Annotated in this window: 15 protein-coding genes; 13 read left to right on the plus strand and 2 right to left on the minus strand. The window is 35.1% G+C overall.

Annotation, left to right across the window (positions count from 1 at the left end; translation table 11 throughout):
- The first annotated feature begins 24 nt into the window (after positions 1-24).
- Positions 25-384, plus strand: a complete 360-nt coding sequence (gene acpS, locus LGAS_RS01300; protein WP_003647848.1) for a holo-ACP synthase — start codon at positions 25-27, stop codon at positions 382-384.
- Positions 384-1,514: an alanine racemase gene (gene alr, locus LGAS_RS01305; RefSeq protein ID WP_003647847.1), complete on the plus strand. Its 1,131-nt coding sequence runs from the start codon at positions 384-386 to the stop codon at positions 1,512-1,514. Before acpS ends, alr begins: the two co-directional genes overlap by 1 nt.
- Before the next feature lie 57 nt (positions 1,515-1,571).
- Here alr and cbpA read toward each other — a convergent pair whose 3' ends face one another.
- Positions 1,572-2,252, minus strand: coding sequence for a cyclic di-AMP binding protein CbpA (cbpA, locus tag LGAS_RS01310; protein ID WP_003647846.1), 681 nt, complete (start codon positions 2,250-2,252; stop codon positions 1,572-1,574).
- Positions 2,253-2,394: 142 nt separating this feature from the next.
- A complete protein-coding gene (locus LGAS_RS01315) occupies positions 2,395-3,366 on the minus strand; it encodes an L-lactate dehydrogenase (RefSeq protein ID WP_003649482.1) in 972 nt (323 codons plus the stop codon).
- A 180-nt stretch (positions 3,367-3,546) separates the two neighbouring features.
- Here LGAS_RS01315 and pth point away from each other — a divergent pair, with 180 nt between their 5' ends.
- From pth to lysS, 11 genes are all read left to right on the plus strand, one after another.
- Positions 3,547-4,104: an aminoacyl-tRNA hydrolase gene (gene pth, locus LGAS_RS01320; protein ID WP_003647845.1), complete on the plus strand. Its 558-nt coding sequence runs from the start codon at positions 3,547-3,549 to the stop codon at positions 4,102-4,104.
- Position 4,105: 1 nt separating this feature from the next.
- Positions 4,106-7,603, plus strand: coding sequence for a transcription-repair coupling factor (gene mfd / locus LGAS_RS01325; RefSeq protein WP_011678761.1), 3,498 nt, complete (start codon positions 4,106-4,108; stop codon positions 7,601-7,603).
- Between the two features lie 13 nt (positions 7,604-7,616).
- Complete coding sequence (locus tag LGAS_RS01330) at positions 7,617-7,859, plus strand: RNA-binding S4 domain-containing protein (RefSeq protein WP_003647844.1); 243 nt, start codon at positions 7,617-7,619, stop codon at positions 7,857-7,859.
- Positions 7,860-7,947: 88 nt separating this feature from the next.
- Positions 7,948-8,325 carry an FtsB family cell division protein gene (locus LGAS_RS01335; RefSeq protein ID WP_003647843.1) on the plus strand — a complete coding sequence of 126 codons (378 nt, stop codon included), beginning with the start codon at positions 7,948-7,950 and terminating at the stop codon, positions 8,323-8,325.
- On the plus strand, positions 8,325-8,681 hold the full coding sequence (locus LGAS_RS01340) for a S1 RNA-binding domain-containing protein (RefSeq protein WP_003647842.1): 357 nt from the start codon (positions 8,325-8,327) through the stop codon (positions 8,679-8,681). Before LGAS_RS01335 ends, LGAS_RS01340 begins: the two co-directional genes overlap by 1 nt.
- A 21-nt stretch (positions 8,682-8,702) precedes the next feature.
- A complete protein-coding gene (gene tilS / locus LGAS_RS01345; RefSeq protein ID WP_003647841.1) occupies positions 8,703-9,998 on the plus strand; it encodes a tRNA lysidine(34) synthetase TilS in 1,296 nt (431 codons plus the stop codon).
- An 83-nt stretch (positions 9,999-10,081) separates the two neighbouring features.
- Positions 10,082-12,208: an ATP-dependent zinc metalloprotease FtsH gene (gene ftsH, locus LGAS_RS01350; RefSeq protein ID WP_003651888.1), complete on the plus strand. Its 2,127-nt coding sequence runs from the start codon at positions 10,082-10,084 to the stop codon at positions 12,206-12,208.
- Positions 12,209-12,290: 82 nt separating this feature from the next.
- Positions 12,291-14,990 (plus strand): YfhO family protein, encoded by a 2,700-nt coding sequence (locus LGAS_RS01355; RefSeq protein WP_003656630.1) that lies wholly within the window; start codon positions 12,291-12,293, stop codon positions 14,988-14,990.
- Positions 14,991-15,209: 219 nt separating this feature from the next.
- Positions 15,210-16,085, plus strand: coding sequence for an Hsp33 family molecular chaperone HslO (gene hslO / locus LGAS_RS01360; RefSeq protein WP_003651891.1), 876 nt, complete (start codon positions 15,210-15,212; stop codon positions 16,083-16,085).
- Positions 16,086-16,144: 59 nt separating this feature from the next.
- The gene (dusB, locus tag LGAS_RS01365) at positions 16,145-17,152 is read left to right on the plus strand and encodes a tRNA dihydrouridine synthase DusB (RefSeq protein WP_003647840.1); all 1,008 of its coding nucleotides are present in this window, start codon (positions 16,145-16,147) and stop codon (positions 17,150-17,152) included.
- Between the two features lie 14 nt (positions 17,153-17,166).
- Positions 17,167-18,681: a lysine--tRNA ligase gene (gene lysS, locus LGAS_RS01370; protein WP_003647839.1), complete on the plus strand. Its 1,515-nt coding sequence runs from the start codon at positions 17,167-17,169 to the stop codon at positions 18,679-18,681.
- Positions 18,682-18,713 lie beyond the last annotated feature (32 nt).

Below are 18,713 nucleotides of genomic sequence, written 5' to 3' on the forward strand. Positions count from 1 at the left end.
GTATCAATGTGTGAGGTAAAAATAATGATTAGAGGCTTTGGAATTGACTCCGTTGAAGTTGAGCGCATGAAAAAAATTGTTGAGAAAGGTGATAAATTTGCCAAAAGAGTGTTAACTCCAAAGGAATTTGCCCAATATCAGCAATTAAAAGGAAAGCGAAGAGTTGAGTATCTTGGTGGGCGTTTTTCATTAAAAGAGTCTTTTTCTAAGGCACTAGGGACAGGCCTAGGTAAGTATGTTGGCTTTCAAGATATTGAAACCTTATGGGATGATTTAGGATATCCAGTAACGACGTCGACTAAGTTTTCTGGAAATATTTTTGCTAGTATCACACATGATGATCATGAGATTATAACAGGTGTAGTTTTGGAGGAATTAAATTAATGGTTCCAGGTATTCATCGTCCAGCTGTGGTTAAAGTCAATTTGGGCGCAATTAAGAGAAATATTGAAAATGAAATGCAGCATCTTGAACCAGGCCAAAAGATGCTTGCTGTTGTAAAAGCTAACGGTTATGGCCATGGTGCAGTAGAAGTAGCAAAAGTAGCAGATCAAATTGGAGCCGCTGGATTCTGTGTTGCAATTTTAGATGAGGCGCTAGAATTAAGGCGTGCAGATATTACTAAGACGATCTTAGTCTTAGGTGTCGTTTCTCCTGAATATGCTCCTATTGCTGCAGCGAATGATATTTCACTGACTGTTCCAAATTTAGAATGGCTTAAAGAAGCAGAAAAATATTTAGAAAATTCAGACTTACAATTGAAAATTCATTTGGGCATTGATTCAGGAATGGGTCGAATTGGATTTAATGAGGATAAGGACTTTATTGCTGCTAATAAGTTTTTAGAAAATAATGATAATTTTTATATTGAAGGAATGTTTGCACATTTTGCTTCAGCTGATAGTAGCGATGAAACTTACTTTAAGCACCAATGTGAAAAATTTAACCATATGAAGAGTTTGCTTACAGTAAAGCCAAAGTGGATTCATGTTGATAATACTGCAGCAAGCATTTTTCATAATGGAATTAAGAGTGATTTAGTTAGATTCGGAATTGGAATTTATGGCTTAAATCCTTCGTCTAATCCTAATTCACCTGATTTGAAGTCAAAGATTGCCTTAGATCCAGCTTTATCATTTGAGAGTGAGTTAACGCACGTGAAGACAATTCATCAGGGTGATGGAGTTGGATATGGTTCGACATTTGTTGCCGATAAGGATACGATTATTGGAACAGTGCCAGTTGGTTACGCAGATGGTTTTATTAGAAAATTCCAAGGTTTCAAAGTTAAAGTAGGTAATACATATTGTCCAATTGTTGGTCGTATTTGCATGGACCAGTTTATGGTTGAAATGCCAAAGGAAATGCCGCTTGGAACTAAAGTAGTAATTATTTCTGATAATCCTGATGATTTAAATAATATTAAAGCAGCAGCTGATTATGTTGATACGATCCATTATGAAGTTGCTTGTTTATTGAATGATCGCTTACCGCGTGTTTATTACGAAGACTAAAAAAGACTCGTTTAGCCAAATTGAGATGGTTAAACGAGTCTTTTTATTGATGAGAATTTAATCTTTTAATTCTCCAGGTTGTTCTGCACTACGAATTGTTAGTCCAGATTGAAGATCCTCAATTTCGGGTACTACAAAACCTTTCTTTTCTAGACGGTTTACAATTGCCGTCATAGTTTCGCGAGAAACACCGATTGGTAAAGTAAATAAGTTACGACGAACTAATTCACCAGTTTTAACATCTAAGGTTAGGCAGCCTGCGATATTACTGTACTTAGAAATGATTTTTGCCATTTTAACTAAGTTACCACGATCATTGTCAGAAAGAATAGTTAAAACATAAGAACCATTCTTAATGTTCCAAGCATCAGAAAGCATGTCTAGTAAACGAGCGTGAGTTAAAATTCCATAGAAGTGGTTTTCTTCATCCAATACAGCGATGTATGGGAGGTCTTTAATATTAAAGAATACACGGAAGAAAGGTGAATTTACCTTAATAGTTTTAGTAGCATTCTTAAGTAAGTAGGTTACAGGCAGGTTCATATCGCCGCCTTGAGACTTATGACGGTAGATATGCATCTTATAAATATTTCCACGGAAAATAGTTCCTGTGTCATCTAAAATAGGAACACAACGGAAACCGGAGTCTTCTAAAATTTTTAATGCTTCGGCAAGAGTAGCTTTTTCGTTGACTGTAGTTAAGTAATCTTTTTTATAAACAAGAGATTTAATTAGCATGATTAGCCTCCATACATCTGAAATTTACAAGCCATTATACCATAGTTTTATATAAAAATTAAAGTCTGATTAAACAACTTTAATTTGAAGAAGAAAAAAGCATTCACTTGTCGTGAATGCTCTTCTGTAGAAAAAGTCTTAATTATTGACGAACTTTTACGCCAGTTTCTTTGAAGGCTTTGTCCATAACTTCTTTCAATTGCTTTGCAGAAGCTTCCATCTTAGCTTGTTCGTCAGCGCTTAATGGCATTTCAATAACTTGTTCCAAACCGTGACGACCAACAACTGCTGGAGTACCAATGTGAAGATCGTGTAAGCCGTATTCGCCATCCATAGGTACTGAAAGTGGAAGAACTCTGTGTTCATTGTTCAAGATAGCTTTAGTAATGAATGCTAATGCAGTACCGATACCGTAGAAAGTAGCACCTTTCTTGTTAATGATATCGTAAGCCATGTCAGCAACTTCTTTATGGATTGCTTCAAGCTTGTTTTCGCCAACTTCTGGGTGAGCTTTTACCCAGTCGCTAACTTTTACGCCACCAACATTGTTGTAGCTCCATACTGGAAATTCAGTATCACCGTGTTCACCAAGCATGTATGCATTAACTGAACGAGGATCAACATGTTCCATTTCACCGATAACTTTTTGAAGACGACCAGTATCAAGTGAAGTACCTGAACCGATAACACGATCCTTAGGGAAACCTGACATTCTCCAAGTTGCGTGAGTTAAAATGTCAACTGGGTTAGCAGCAACTAAGAAAATACCATTGAATCCAGATTCAACGATTGGTTCAACAATTGAAGATAAAATCTTTAAGTTTTTGTTAACAAGGTCAAGACGAGTTTCACCTGGCTTTTGTGGAGCACCAGCAGAAATAACTACTAAGTCAGCGTCTTTTGCGTCTGAATATTCTGCAGAGTAAATAGTCTTTGGTGCAATCCAAGGAGTTGCGTCTGCTAAGTCAATAGCATCACCTTGAGTTCTTTCTTTAACGATATCAACGATACCTAATTCTTGAGCGATACCTTGTTGAACTAATGAAAATGCGTAAGTAGAACCTACAGCACCGTCACCAACAAGAATAATCTTATGAATTTTTTCTTCTGACATTTGCTAATACTTCCTTCCATATTAGTGATTTATTTAACAATAAGATTATATCATATTGAAATTTAAAAATTAAAAATATAATTTTAAAGATGTAGTTTATTATTTGTAAGTAAGCCTGTGCTATAATCTCAAGAGCGAAAGAATATAGAATTAGATATTTGTCAAAGAGGATGAAAAATAATGAAGTTAATTGCAGGTTTAGGAAATCCAGGTAAAAAATATGATCAGACCAAGCATAATACTGGCTTTATGGCATTAGACCATTATTTAAGCAAAAATAACTTAGATCTAGATAAAGATAAGTTTGAGGGACTATGGACCAAGCAGAAGGTTAACGGTGAAGATGTGATCTTTCTTGAACCACAAACTTTTATGAATGATTCAGGAAAGTCAATTGCACAAGTAGCCAATTTCTTTAAGATTGCTCCAGAAGATATCTTAGTTATTCACGACGACATGGATATGCCAATCGGAAAGATTAGAATTCGTGCAAATGGAAAATCAGGAGGTCATAATGGAATTAAGAGTATTATGGCCTGTTTAGGAACAAATAATTTCAACCGATTAAAGATTGGAATTCGTCATCCGCAAAAAGAAAGTGTTGTTTCTTGGGTATTAAGTCCTTTTAATGATGAACAGCAAAAGTTAATGGATGCAGCTTTTGAGGTTAGTGAAAATATCATTAATGATTTCATTAAGGGAAAGAATGCCCAGTATTTAATGAATCAGTACAATTAGAATGAATATTACAGAATTACTTAATAAAGACAAAGATTTAAATAATTTTATTAATAAAGCTCTAAAAGAAAAACGTTCACTTTTAACTGGAGTAAATTCTGGAGCTTTTAGTGCTGTCTTGATGCAAATGTTAAGCACTTGGCAGCGTCCCTTAATTTTAGTTGAAGATAGTGAAGATAAGGCACAACTGCTCTTAGATGAGCTAGGAAATTTATTACCTGATGAGATGGTATTTAGTTTTCCGGTTGATGCCACAATTGCAACACAAACTGCTGTCGCTTCTCCAGATGAACTAAGTCAAAGACTGCAAACTTTGAAATTCTTGACTGAAAAAAGAGCCGGAATTGTAGTAATAACTCCGCAAGCATTGCAATATAAGCTAAGTGATCCGCGAGATTTTATTAAAGCAAAGCAAGTGTTTAAACCTGAAGCAGAATTTGACTTAGATGAATTGACTGCATGGTTCACACAAGCTGGATATCGTAGAGAAAACATTGTTGCACGTCCAGGCGAATTTGCTCGTCGTGGTGACATTCTTGATGTTTATCCTTTAGACCAAGAAAATCCCGTTAGAATTGAATTTTTTGGTGATGAAGTTGATACTGTAAAAGAATTTGATGCAGCAACACAACGCAGCTTGGAAGAAAAAGATATTGTTTCAATCGGGCCGGCTTTAGACAGAGTATTTTCTAGCCGTAATCTGCATGAGGCAATTGAAAAAATAAAGCAAGATATGAATGAATCAATTGCCAACGAAGAAAATGTTAAAAATCATTTTGTTAAAGCAATTGACTTGCTTGAAGCGGACGGCCTTCCCGAAAATTATGCTTTTTTAATTGATTACCTACTACCCAAGTCGTTTAATTTGGTGGATTATCTTGATAAAAATGGCTTACTTTTATTTGATGATTGGCAAGCAATCAAAAAGAATGTTGCTGATGTAGATGCTCAAAACGAAGCTTTTATTTCCGAAGAAATAAAAGCGGGCGCAATGTTAAATAGCCAAAAATTACGGCATAATTTTGAGCAAGTCGTGCAAAAAGTGAAACAGGCGCAAGTGCTATTTTCACTGTTTCAAAAAGGAATGGGTCGCCTAAAATTTGATCAAATACTTAATTTTACTACGCGAGAAGTGCAGCAATTCTTTAGTCAGATGCCACTAATTAAAAGTGAATTAACACGTTTTGCAAATGAAGGAAATACGGTTGTTTTACAGGCTGATTCGGCAACTCGTGCTAAGCAAATTGCTCAAAATTTAGTAGATTATGGTGTTGATCTTCCAGTTGTTAAACCTGATCAAATTTTGGCAAAAAAAGCTCAAATAACTGTTGGTGACTTTGCACATGGTTTTGCTCTTCCTAGTTTGAATTTGGTGTATTTAACTGAACGTGAACTGTTTAATCAAAGACCACACCATCGTAAACGTATTAAAACACTTGAAAATGCTCAGCGTTTACGGAACTATAACGAATTAAAGCCAGGTGACTATGTCGTTCATGTTAATCATGGTATTGGCCGTTTTGAAGGAATTAAGACATTAGATGTAGATGGAAAAAAACGTGATTACATAACAATTACCTATCAACATCATGATCAACTATTTGTTCCAGCTGATCAATTAGGATTAGTTCAAAAATACGTGGCATCAGAAGGTAAAGTTCCGCATATTAATAAATTAGGAAGTGCAGAATGGGCCAAGACTAAAAAGCGAGTTCAATCAAAGGTTGAAGATATTGCAGATGATTTAATCGAATTATATGCTAAACGTGAATCTGAAAAGGGGTTTGCTTTTAGTCCAGATGATGATTTACAAAAAGAGTTTGAAGATGCTTTTCCTTATCCAGAAACGCCTGATCAGCTTCGTTCAATTAGAGAAATCAAGGCGGATATGGAAAGTCCTAAGCCAATGGATCGCCTCTTAGTTGGTGATGTAGGTTTTGGTAAGACTGAAGTTGCCTTAAGAGCTGCATTTAAGGCTATTCGTGATGGAAAGCAAGTTGCATTTTTAGCACCAACTACTATTTTGGCACAGCAACATTTTGAAACAATGCAGGATCGTTTTAAAAATTTCCCAGTCAATTGTGCGCTTCTATCACGTTTTCAAACTCCTGCTGAGGTAAAGGCGATAATTGAAGGGGTAAAAAATGGCAAAATTGATATGGTTGTTGGTACGCACCGTTTACTATCAAAAGATGTAAAATTTAAAGACCTTGGTTTATTAATAGTTGATGAAGAGCAGCGATTTGGTGTTAAGCACAAAGAAAGACTAAAAGAATTAAAAGCTAATATTGATGTTTTGACTCTGACAGCTACGCCAATTCCACGTACTTTACATATGTCAATGGTTGGAGTAAGAGATCTTTCTGTAATGGAAACTCCGCCAACCAATCGATACCCAATTCAAACTTATGTCATGGAAGAAATGCCTAGTGTTGTACGTGAAGCAGTTCTGAGAGAAATGAAGCGAAATGGGCAGGTATTTTTCTTGCATAATCGGATTGATGATATTGATAAAGTAGTTAGCCGATTAGAAGAACTAATACCAGAAGCTAAAATTGAGTATATTCATGGCCGCATGAGCGAAAATCAAATGGAAGATATTATGTATCGTTTTTCAAGAAATGAATTTGATATCTTAGTAACAACAACAATTATCGAAACTGGAGTTGATATGCCCAATGTCAACACAATGATTGTTGAAAATGCGGATCACTATGGTTTAAGTCAGCTTTATCAATTACGTGGTCGAATTGGACGAAGTGCTCGTTTGGCTTATGCTTATTTTTTGTATCAGCCTAATAAGGTCTTAACCGAAATTGGTGAAAAGAGATTAAGTGCTATTCGTGACTTTACTGAATTGGGCTCAGGCTTTAAGATTGCCATGCGAGACTTGTCAATTAGAGGAGCCGGCAACATGCTAGGAAAACAGCAGCATGGTTTTATTGATAGCGTTGGCTATGATTTATATGCTCAAATGTTAGATGATGCAATTAAGAAACGTAAAGGCAAGAAAGTTGCTGTTAAATCTAATGCCGAAGTGCAATTTAATTTGGAAGCATATATTCCTGATGATTATATTGCTGATCAGGAACAGAAGATTGAATTTTATAAAAAAATTAAAGGGATTAATGACCAAAAGGAAGCAGAAAATATCGCTGATGAATTAATTGATCGTTTTGGAGATTATCCATTAGCGGTGGAAAATCTGTTAAATGTATCAAAAGTCAAAGCAGATGCTGATTTAGCCCAAGTAGTAGCAATTAATCAGAAGTCAAATGATAAATTACAGATTATTTTCAATAATCGCGCTAGTGAAGAATTAGAAGGGCCAAATATTTTTAAGGCATTAGAACATGTGTCATTAAGAGCCAGGATTAATATGGATCCACAAAAGAGAATGAATGTCATGCTTGAACTTGAAAAAAAGATGAGCACTAGACAATTATTTAATGAGCTGCACACATTCTTAACAGCAGCAAGTGATATTGTTCAAAGGTAGAGAGGAAAATAAAATGAGAATCGATAAATTTTTAAAAGTATCTAGATTAGTTAAAAGACGTACAGTTGCTAAAGAAATGGCAGATCAAGGAAGAGTAAAAGTTAATGAGCGAGTAGTTAAGTCCAGTTATGACGTAAAAGTCGGTGATGTTATTGAAATCGGATTCGGTACAAAACAATTGAAAGCTCGTGTGCTTGACTTGAGAGAAACGACTAAGAAGGCTGAAGCAAGCGACTTGTATGAGCTAATTGATTAATGACAAGGGAAGAGTAAGGTGTTATATTAATAACAAGTGGTGATATAATTAAGATTTAGAATATAAACGAAAAGGCAGGGACACGCGTATGCAGAGAGGGCCACGACTTTATAATGCCTTAAGCGATGAAGAACGCTTAGCGCGCTTACGGCGTAAAGCAGCTAGGAAAGAAAAAGAAGTTCATCGCGTTCGGCGAAATCGAATTGTTGCTTGTTTTGCAATTGCAATTTTAATTTTTGGACTGCAGTTAATTATGGTCCATGTACAAACAGGTAGGATTAATAGTCAAATTCAAACGAATAAGACAGAGTTAAACCAAGTTAATAAAACTAATAAAAAATTAAAGGCGCAAGTGGCAGATCTAAAAGATCCTGATTATGTGGCTAAAGTAATACGTTATAAGTTCTACTATTCTAAATCTGGCGAATCAATATATACTCTTCCTGATAAAGAGGAGGATTATTAGTGAAATTTCCAATTGGATTAAGACTTAATGCTAAAGTTAACAATATTACTAAGCTTGGGCTCTTTGTGACTTTACCGCACCATCATCATGGCTTGATTTTTTATAAGGATTTTGGTGATAAATGGGAAAGTGCTAGGAACAAGTACAGTATTGGAGATGAAGTCAGGGCAGTTATTATCAATAATCATCAGGGAAAGCTTTCGCTCTCACTGAGTCAAGTAAATAATCCTGATTTAATTGATCCGACTAATGAATTTAAAGACAGTAAAGACTTTACTCCTTTAGCAAAGCTAGTAGAAAATTCTACAAAGAAAATAGCAGATTTAAAAAATTCAATTGAATTAAGTGACCAGTAAGGGTCACTTTTTTATTTAACAATGACAGAATTTACAAATTTTTTTACTAAAAATAATATTGAAATTAAAAATAAAAAGTTTTTATTAGCTGCAAGTGGTGGGCCTGATTCAGTGGCACTATTTCACATGTTAGTTAATTTTTTACCTAATCCTTCAAAGCAGTTGATTGTGGCTCATTTAGATCATTGTCTGAGAAAAGATAGTTATTTAGAAAGTGAGCTACTACAAAAGTTAACTACCGCTTTTAAAATAAAACTGATAGAAAAAAGCTGGCCCGTTGCGCTTCATCCTCAAACTGGTATTGAAGCAAAGGCGCGTGAGTTTCGCTATGCATTTTTAGCTCATACCGGGAAGAAATATCAGGTTGATTACTTATTAACAGCGCATCACGGCGATGATTTAATTGAAAATATTTTACTGAAATTTATTCGCTCAGGGGATGTAGCTGAAATGAATAGTCTTCAGATCGTAGGAAATCTTGACTCCATGAGGCTATTACGACCGCTAATTAAGTATTCAAAGGATCAGTTGTTAGAATATGATAAGAGAAACGGCTTAGATTATATTGAAGATGAGACTAATTTTGAAGATGATACTTTAAGAAATCGCTTAAGGCATTATGTTGTTCCTTTATTGAAAAAAGAAACGAACCATTTGGTTGAAAATGCCTATCGTTTTAGCGAAAGTGCAGCGCTACTTTCAGACTGTCAAAATAGTTTTTTTGAAAGTTTGATTTTACCAATTGACTTTGGTAAAGCTTTACGAGGTAAAAAGTCAGATCTAATAAACTTAAATGAAAATCAACTAGCAGCTTTTTTTGATTATCTAGTTTATAAAAAGTGGCATCAACGAGTTCATTTTGATGAAATTAGGCGGAGGAAAAAAGCAACTTTTAATAAAGAAAATTTTCAATTAATTTTTTATCAAGATTATTATTACTTGATAAATAGAAACGGGTTAACGCCAATTGACTCTAAGAAAAAGAAAATTAAACTCGATGAAAAGTTTTCTTTAAATGGAAAAGAATATCTAATTTCGCATGATAAAAAAATAGGCAACTTAGTTGGATATTTCTATGGAGTGAGAACTGATTTTTTAGAGGTAGGAAGTTTACCTCAGGGGAGCAAGTTAAGACTAGCTGATGGCAGGCAAACAAAAGCTAAGAAAAAATTTGCGGAGAATGGGATTCCTTTGATATTAAGGCCATATTGTTTAACTATTTGGCAGAAAGAAAATCCAGTTTATGTTGAAAATGTTTATCAAAATCAAGAATATAATGCAAATTTTGTTCGATATAATGTGTATATTTATCTTTAAGTTTATGCAAAGTTCTATGGTAAAAGCGGAATTTGTGGTAAAATCGTTGGAGTAATTCCAAGAAGTGTCGCGGAGGTTTATAGATGAAAAATAGAAGAAATAGACTGCTTTCTAACGGTCTTTTCTATATCATAGTATTCGTGATCCTCTTGGCTGGAATCAATTGGGCCGTAGGGGGCTCAGGTAGTAATGGTTCCACAGAAAATATCCGTTATTCTCAATTAGTAAAGGATTTAAAAGCGGGTAAAGTCAAGAGTATCAATGTACAACCATCAAATGGTGTATATACGGTTACTGGATCTTATAAGAAAGCTCAAAAATCAAAGAATCAAAATAATACTGGATTTGGACTTATTCCAAGTTCACAAAGTAGTAGTGAAGTAACTCGTTTCAGTACTACGATGCTTCAAAATGACTCAATGGTTAAGACAGTTTCAGATCTTGCTCAAAAGAGCGGAGCATCAATTTCTGGTCAGGGTGAATCTCAATCTGGAACTTGGATTTCTACCATTGTTATGCTTGTCCCAACTTTGATTTTTATTGTCATGCTTTGGATGATGATGAACCAAGGCGGACAGGGTCGTGGTGGCGGCATGATGAACTTTGGAAAATCTCATGTTAAGCCACAAGACCCAAGTAAAAATAAGGTTAGATTCTCAGATGTAGCTGGTGAAGAAGAAGAAAAGCAAGAGTTAGTTGAAATTGTTGAATTCTTAAAGAATCCAGCAAAATATACTAAGCTAGGTGCTAGAATTCCAGCTGGTGTTCTTCTTGAGGGCCCTCCTGGTACTGGTAAAACTTTACTTGCTCGTGCGGTTGCTGGTGAAGCTGGCGTGCCATTCTACTCAATTTCTGGTTCAGACTTTGTAGAAATGTTCGTCGGTGTCGGTGCCTCTCGTGTACGTGACTTATTTGAAACGGCTAAGAAGAACGCCCCAAGTATCATCTTTATCGATGAAATTGATGCCGTTGGACGTAAACGTGGTAACGGCGTAAGTGGTGGTCATGATGAAAGAGAACAAACTTTAAACCAATTGTTGGTTGAAATGGATGGTTTCGAAGGTGATGAAGGTGTCATTGTTATGGCAGCTACTAACCGTTCAGATGTTCTTGACCCGGCACTTCTTCGTCCTGGCCGTTTTGACCGTAAGGTTTTAGTTGGTCGTCCAGATGTTAAGGGACGTGAAGCTATCTTAAAGGTTCATGCTAAGAATAAGCCTTTAGCTCCAGATGTCGACTTAAAAGAAGTAGCACGCCAAACTCCTGGTTTTGTTGGTGCTGATCTTGAAAATGTTTTAAATGAAGCTGCTTTAGTTGCCGCTCGTCGTAATAAGACTGAAATTACAGCATCTGATATTGATGAGGCAGAAGACCGCGTTATTGCTGGACCAGCTAAGAAAGACACTGTTATTTCTCCTGAAGAAAGAAAACGTGTTGCATACCATGAAGCAGGACACGCAATTGTTGGTTTAGTCCTGAGCGATTCTAGAACTGTTCGTAAAGTTACGATTGTACCTAGAGGCCGTGCTGGTGGATATAACATTATGCTTCCAAAAGAGGATGAAAACATCATCACTAAGAAGCAATTAATGGAACAAGTTGCTGGTTTAATGGGTGGTCGTGCTGGTGAAGAAGTAGTTGTTGGTGATAAATCTACTGGTGCTTCAAACGACTTTGAACAAGCTACTAACATTGCTCGTGGTATGGTTACTCAATATGGTATGACTGACGTTGGTATGACTGAACTTGAATCTCCAAGTATGCAAGTACCTTATGGAACTAAGCCATACAGTGAGGCTACAGCTGCTAAGATTGATGAAGCTGTTAAAGAAATTCTTGATGAAGGTCACAAACAAGCAGTTGATATCATTAAGAGCCACCGTGAAACTCATAAGATTATTGCAGAAGCATTGCTCAAGTATGAAACTTTAAACGAAAAGCAAATTCTTTCATTATTTAAGACTGGTAAGATGCCAGAAAATGATGAGAATGAATTTCCAAGTGAGTCCAAAGCTTCAACTTATGAAGAAGCAAAAGCTGCAATGGAAAAGAAGGATCAACAAAGAGAAGAAACTGAAAATAAGGATGACAAAGAAGACGTTCATCCACTTCCTGATGATCATAAGAATATTGACGATATTCCACTTAACCCACCATCTGAAAAGAAGAATTCTGACGAACACAATTCAGATGAAAACAAGGATAAGTAAGAGTTTATTGTAAGAGTGATGTTTATACTCCTTTCTAATACTGAAATTACAGATTTTAGAAAGGAGTTTTTTGGTATTAAGAATGAAATATTTAAGTAAAAAAGACAAAAAGATTTTAAAATTAAGCTTAATAAGTTGTTTGACAACTATGGTGCTCTTTTTCCTTTTATCTACTTTCACTGATTGTAATCCAATCTTTGGGGGAGTATTGTATGGAGGAGATTTACCTAATCAGTATTTATCTTTCTTTCAATATTATCGTCATTTAGTTTTAGGAAATTGGGCAAGTGCTGGGTATACTTTTTCCAATGGACTAGGTGGAGATATGGCTGGTAACATTGCTTACTATGTCTTAAGTCCATTAAATTTTATAGTTTTTCTTTTTCCTGCAAATAAAATCAATATTGCTGTTTATGTAATAATCTTGTTTAAGCTAGGTTTGATGAGTGGTACATTTACTTGGCTCATTTTAAAATGGTTTAACTTTAAATATCAGGCCTATGCCATTTTTTTAGGAATCGCATATAGTTTAAGTGGCTATTCAGTTGCTTATGCTGGAAATGTCATGTGGTTTGACGGATTAATTTTGTTGCCTTTAATCACTTATGCTTTGGTTAGAGGAATCAAGATTAATAAATGGCTTACTTACAGTATTTTACTGGCTTGTGCCATTATATTTAATTACTATATTGGTTACATGATTTGTATCTTTATGGTAATTATTTTCCTAGCATATACAATCAATAATTTTAAAGACATTAAACTATTTTTCCATCAGTTTTTGAATTTTGCGATCAGTTCTATTATTAGTGGTTTAATTAGTGCAATAGTCCTATTACCAACTCTATTTAATCTTTCAAGTAATAAATTAGCACAGTCGGATTTTAATTCGAATTTTAATATTAAGCTCCTTATTACTGGGGGAAAAACAGTATCCAGACTGTTTATTGGAGATACTTACAATGATTGGCCACCAATTTTTGTAGGTACATTAGCTGCCATAATTTTTATTATCTACTTTATTGATTCTCGTAATTCAGTTAAAGCCAGAATCACTAATTTGATAATTGGAATTATATTTGTCTTAAGTATTATCGTGCGTCCATTATACTTATTCTGGCATGGTGGACAACAAACTATTGCTTACCCTTATCGTTTTAGTTTTTTAATCGTATTTTGGATTTTACTTTTAGCAGCAAAAGAGCTGTCATATCAGAACTTTAAGAAAAAAGATAGAATTATAGCTACCACTATTTATTTATTATTGAGTTTGATGACGGTGTATATTCGTCGTCGAATCGGACCAAATAATTTTTATGAATGGATAGCTGTAGCTTTAGTACTGCTCTTTGGACTATTAATTTACTTCTCAAATAAAAACTTTGTTCGAATTATTCTAATATTGGTTGGATTAGTTGAATTATCGGGAAACGCATATACTGGTCTTAGCCATTTGGGAATGAAGAGTGATTATTATCCTAAATATGTTGCAGAAAACAGTGAAGTAATTTCTAAGATTCCGGCAGCTGATAAGACAGGTAGAATCGCTAAAAATTATGAATTAAATAATGATCGCGGTGAAGGATATACTTTTAACTATCGTGGGGTAGAAGAATTTTCATCTAATAATGATTCACGAATTAGTAGTTTGATGACTGATTTGGGATTTTCAACATTTAGATACTTCTATTACTATCAAACGGGTACTGTAGTTACTGATGCTATCTTTAATGTTAAGAGCTTTATTAACAGTTCTTTGACTAATCAAAGTATTTCACCAGAATATGTTAACTATGGTTTAAGAGATGATTTAAAAACTAGACCAGTTATTTTAAAACAGGGCGATAAAACTGTGTATCGAAATGAAACACTTCCATTTGCCTTTGCTGGTAATTTATCTAATAAATTAAAGTTTAAAGATGAAAATCCTGTTTATAATCAAAACTTAGTTTTAAATTCTTTGACTCAATCTAAGTCTAATGTTTTGGATTATAGTAATAAAAAGGCACGGATTACAACAAATAACTTGTCAGTGAAATATGGTAAAGTAAAATATCATGTCATAAAGAAACATAAGAAGATTACTAAGCGTACTGAACAAAAATATTTCACAATTAAGAGATATGATAAAGAGCGTCCTGGGACGATGAGGTTCACCTATGATAATCTAAAGCCTAACCAGGTGGGATATATTCGTTTTAGTAAAAATTTGATGCAATTAGTGCTTGCTTTAAATAATTATCAATGGAATAAAAATCCTGATTATCGTCCTCCATTTAGTGTGACTATAAACGGTAAACAAGTTCAACTTCAAGAATATACGGACCAATTAATTGGCGTTCAAGCTGATAAAAATGGAAAAGTTGATATTAAAATGACCGTAGATGGAAAGGGTGGCAAGTTCATTCTTAAATACCCTAAATTTGTGAATATCGACTTTTCAGCTTTACATGATAAAGTCAAAAAAGCGCACGAAAGGGAAATGAAATTCACAAGTTTTGAAGATGGATATGTAGCTGGTAAAGTTAAAATTAATAAAAATCAAAATTTAGTAACTACTATTCCTTATAGTAAGGGCTGGCAAGTTAAAGTAGACGGAAAACCAGTTAAAATTAATCGTACTTTGGGTGTATTTATTGGATTAAAGATGAAACCAGGAACTCATCAAATCACATTGAAATATAGAACACCAGGTGTATTAGTAGGTGCTCTCTTGAGCATTATCGGTATTATTTCCTTAATCGTATTTACTTTGTTTTTAAAGAAGAATAAAAAAGATTAATTATCAGATACACTTCTCGAAGCTAATTATTGAGAAGTGTATTTTTTTAAGTAGATAAAATTTAGTAATATCGAAAGTATTAAATTGCTTATTGGCGCTGTAACAAGTATCATAGGTATAATCCTATTAGTTGTATTTAATTTTATTTAGAAAAGAAAAAGTATTAATTAAAGAATGAAGTCTATGTTTTATAGGCTTTATTTTTTAGGAGAAAGAAAAATGAACGATTATTTAGTAAAAGCAATTGATAAAACTAAAAATTTAAGATTAATTACGGTTAATGCTAAAGAGTTAGTAAGTGAAGCTCAAAAAAGACATGATACTTGGAGCGCATCTTCAGCTGTGCTTGGTAGAACTTTAATTGGTGGATTACTTTTATCGGCGGCCTTATTGAAAGATAAAGATGAGTTAACAGTTAGACTGCTTGGAAATGGCCCAGTAGGAGCAACTGTTGTAACAGCAAAAGCTGACTTGACTATTAAGGGATATGTCCAAAATCCGCATATTGCTCTTCCACCTAAAAAAGATGGACACATTGATGTAGCCAAAGCTGTTGGTGAAGGTTGGCTTGAAGTGACAAAAGATCAGGGATTAAAAGAACCTTATACTGGTCAAGTTCCAATTGTTAGTGGAGAAATTGCGGAAGATTTCACATATTATTTAGCAAAATCTGAACAAATTCCTTCAGCAGTAGGTTTGTCTGTCTTTGTTGAACCAAACAATAGTATTGGAGCTGCGGGTGGTTTTGTATTACAGGCATTGCCAGGAGCAACTGACGAACAATTAGCTCAAGTGGAAAAGAGAATTAAAGCTCTTCCTAATCTTTCAACTTTATTCCTAGATGGGATGTCACCTGAAAATCTAGCCGAAAGGATCCTAGGAACTGATTGCAAGATTTTAGCTAAAGAAAATGTTGCGTTTTCTTGTGATTGTTCAAAAGAAAAATATAGTAAAATTTTAGCTACACTTAAACCAGGACAACTAAAAGAAATGATTGAAAAAGATCATGGCGCAGAATTAGTTTGCCGTTTCTGTAAAGAAAAATATCATTTTACTGAAGATGAATTAAAAGATGTCCTGAAGAAGGCAAATTAAAGTGGTGTGTAGTGGATAGTTTTGCTATGATATTAGGGTATTTGAAAGGATGAGCAAGTGTGAAAAACGATAGTTGGAAAATTAGGGATGTTGAAATTCCTAATCGTGTAGTAGTTGCACCGATGGCTGGAATTTCAAATGCTGCTTTCCGAGTAGTATGTAAAGAATTTGGCGCAGGCCTAGTGGTTTGTGAAATGATTTCGGATCATGGAATTATTTACCGCAATAAAAAGACTTTAGAGATGTTAACAGTTGATCCTAGGGAACATCCGATGAGTATTCAAATTTTCGGCGGAAGTGAAGAAACTTTAGTTGAAGCTGCTCATTATGTGGATACTCATACTGCCGCTGATATCATCAACATCAATATGGGATGTCCTGTGCCAAAAGTAACTAAGACTGATGCTGGAGCTCGCTGGTTGTTAGACCCAAATAAGATTTATCAGATGGTTCATGCTGTAGTCCGGAATGTAAGCAAGCCTGTAACGGTTAAAATGAGAACTGGCTGGGATCAAAAGCATATATTTGCAGTTGAAAATGCACTAGCTGCTCAAGAAGCTGGTGCAAGTGCTGTAGCTATGCACGGACGTACAAGAAAGCAAATGTACATGGGAGAAGCCGACTGGGAAACCCTGAAGGAAGTTGCAGATGCATTAACCATACCTTTTGTTGGTAATGGGGATGTTACAACACCTGAAAAAGCAAAAGCAATGCTTGAAGATGTTGGAGCTGACGCAGTAATGGTAGGTAGAGCAGCCTTAGGCAATCCATGGATTATTAAAGACATGGTTCACTATTTAGACACTGGTGAAAAACTACGCCCACAAACAGTTGAAGAAAAGGTAGCAACTGCTAAAGAACAGTTAAATGGTTTAATTGATCTTAAAGGTGAAAAAATTGCTGTACCGGAATTTAGACGTCAAGCTGCTTATTATTTAAAAGGAATTCCCCGTTCAGCTCGAACCCGTGCTAAAATAAATGATGTTTGGACGAAACAAGAAGTTTTTGACTTGTTGGATGACTTTGTGGAAAAATATGAAGCAAGACAAAAGCAATTTAATCGATAGAAGGAGTTTTTAGAGTGGCAAAGAATGAAATGAACGACCAACTAATTGTTCGTCGTGAAAAAATGGACGAAATGCGTGAAAATGGCATTGAACCTTTTGGTGTAAGAAAGTTCGATCGTCAAGATTTAGCTCGTACTTTAAATGAAAAGTATAGTAAAGAAGATAAAGATGAATTAAATGCAGATATGCCTACGACCAAAATTGCAGGTCGTATGCTTGCAAAACGTGGTAAGGGTAAAGTAGGTTTTGCTGATCTTTATGACCGTACTGGTAAGATTCAAATCTATGTACGTAAAGATATTGTTGGCGAAGACAACTACAAGATTTTTAAGAAATCAGATATTGGTGACTTCTTAGGTATTGATGGCGAAGTAATGAAAACTGATACTGGTGAGTTAACTATTCGTGCAACTCACGTTACTTTCTTATCTAAGGCTCTTCGTCCCTTACCTAATAAATGGGATGGTTTAAAAGATGTTGAACAAATCTATCGTCAACGCTATCTTGATTTGATTACTAATCACGAAAGTTACATGCGTTTTGTTCATCGTACTCAAATTATTCAAGCTATTCGTAACTACTTAAATAAGCAAGACTTCTTGGAAGTTGAAACTCCAGTTCTTCACAATATTCCAGGTGGTGCTGAAGCACGTCCATTTATTACTCACCACAACGCTTTAGATATTGATCTTTATATGAGAATCGCTTTGGAACTTCCATTGAAGCGTTTGATTGTCGGTGGTATGGAGAGAGTTTATGAAATTGGTCGAGTATTCAGAAACGAAGGTGTTGATACTCGCCACAATCCTGAATTTACTGAGCTTGAAACTTATGCTGCTTACTGGGATTTCCACGATGTCATGGATGAAGCAGAAGAAATTATCAGAGCAGCTGCTAAAGTTGTTTCTCCAGACGGTAAGATTAACTACCAAGGTACTGATATTGACTTAGGTAAGCCATTCCGCCGTGTTCATATGGTTGACCTAATTAAGGAAAAGACTGGTGTCGATTTCTGGAAAGAAATGACTGACGAAGAAGCTAAGAAGATCGCCGAAGAACATGGAATTCATACTGAACCATTTTGGAAAGTTGGTCATGTAATTAATGCTTTCTTTGATGAATTTTGTGAGAAGACTATTGTTGATCCAACCTTTGTGTATGGTCACCCTGTAGAAATTTCACCACTTGCTAAAAAGAATGCAGATGATCCAAGATTTACTGATCGTTTCGAAATCTTTATTTTAGGAATGGAATACGGAAATGCCTTTTCAGAGTTAAATGATCCAGTTGATCAACGTCACCGTTTTGAAGAACAAATGGAAGAACGCGAAGCTGGTAACGATGAAGCTGATATGATTGATGAAGATTATATCCGTGCTATGGAATTCGGTATGCCTCCTACAGGTGGTTTAGGTATCGGTATCGACCGTTTGGTAATGCTTTTAACTGACGCTCCAGCTATCCGTGATGTATTGCTCTTCCCAACAATGCGTCCTGAAAAGGTTGAAGATGTTGATGCAGAAGTATAAGAAGATTTGAAGAAAAAGAATAAATAGCTTTA

It is taken from the genome of Lactobacillus gasseri ATCC 33323 = JCM 1131 (assembly GCF_000014425.1).
Classification (GTDB): Bacteria; Bacillota; Bacilli; order Lactobacillales; family Lactobacillaceae; genus Lactobacillus; species Lactobacillus gasseri.

Bases quoted from the DNA above. Each gene is read 5' to 3' on its own strand.
- mfd (WP_011678761.1), top strand. From the start codon at position 4,106: ATGAATATTACAGAATTACTTAATAAAGACAAAGATTTAAATAATTTT.
- pth (WP_003647845.1), top strand. From the start codon at position 3,547: ATGAAGTTAATTGCAGGTTTAGGAAATCCAGGTAAAAAATATGATCAG.
- LGAS_RS01335 (WP_003647843.1), top strand. From the start codon at position 7,948: ATGCAGAGAGGGCCACGACTTTATAATGCCTTAAGCGATGAAGAACGC.
- cbpA (WP_003647846.1), bottom strand. From the start codon at position 2,252: ATGCTAATTAAATCTCTTGTTTATAAAAAAGATTACTTAACTACAGTC.
- LGAS_RS01355 (WP_003656630.1), top strand. From the start codon at position 12,291: ATGAAATATTTAAGTAAAAAAGACAAAAAGATTTTAAAATTAAGCTTA.
- alr (WP_003647847.1), top strand. From the start codon at position 384: ATGGTTCCAGGTATTCATCGTCCAGCTGTGGTTAAAGTCAATTTGGGC.
- acpS (WP_003647848.1), top strand. From the start codon at position 25: ATGATTAGAGGCTTTGGAATTGACTCCGTTGAAGTTGAGCGCATGAAA.
- LGAS_RS01330 (WP_003647844.1), top strand. From the start codon at position 7,617: ATGAGAATCGATAAATTTTTAAAAGTATCTAGATTAGTTAAAAGACGT.
- ftsH (WP_003651888.1), top strand. From the start codon at position 10,082: ATGAAAAATAGAAGAAATAGACTGCTTTCTAACGGTCTTTTCTATATC.
- tilS (WP_003647841.1), top strand. From the start codon at position 8,703: ATGACAGAATTTACAAATTTTTTTACTAAAAATAATATTGAAATTAAA.
- hslO (WP_003651891.1), top strand. From the start codon at position 15,210: ATGAACGATTATTTAGTAAAAGCAATTGATAAAACTAAAAATTTAAGA.
- LGAS_RS01315 (WP_003649482.1), bottom strand. From the start codon at position 3,366: ATGTCAGAAGAAAAAATTCATAAGATTATTCTTGTTGGTGACGGTGCT.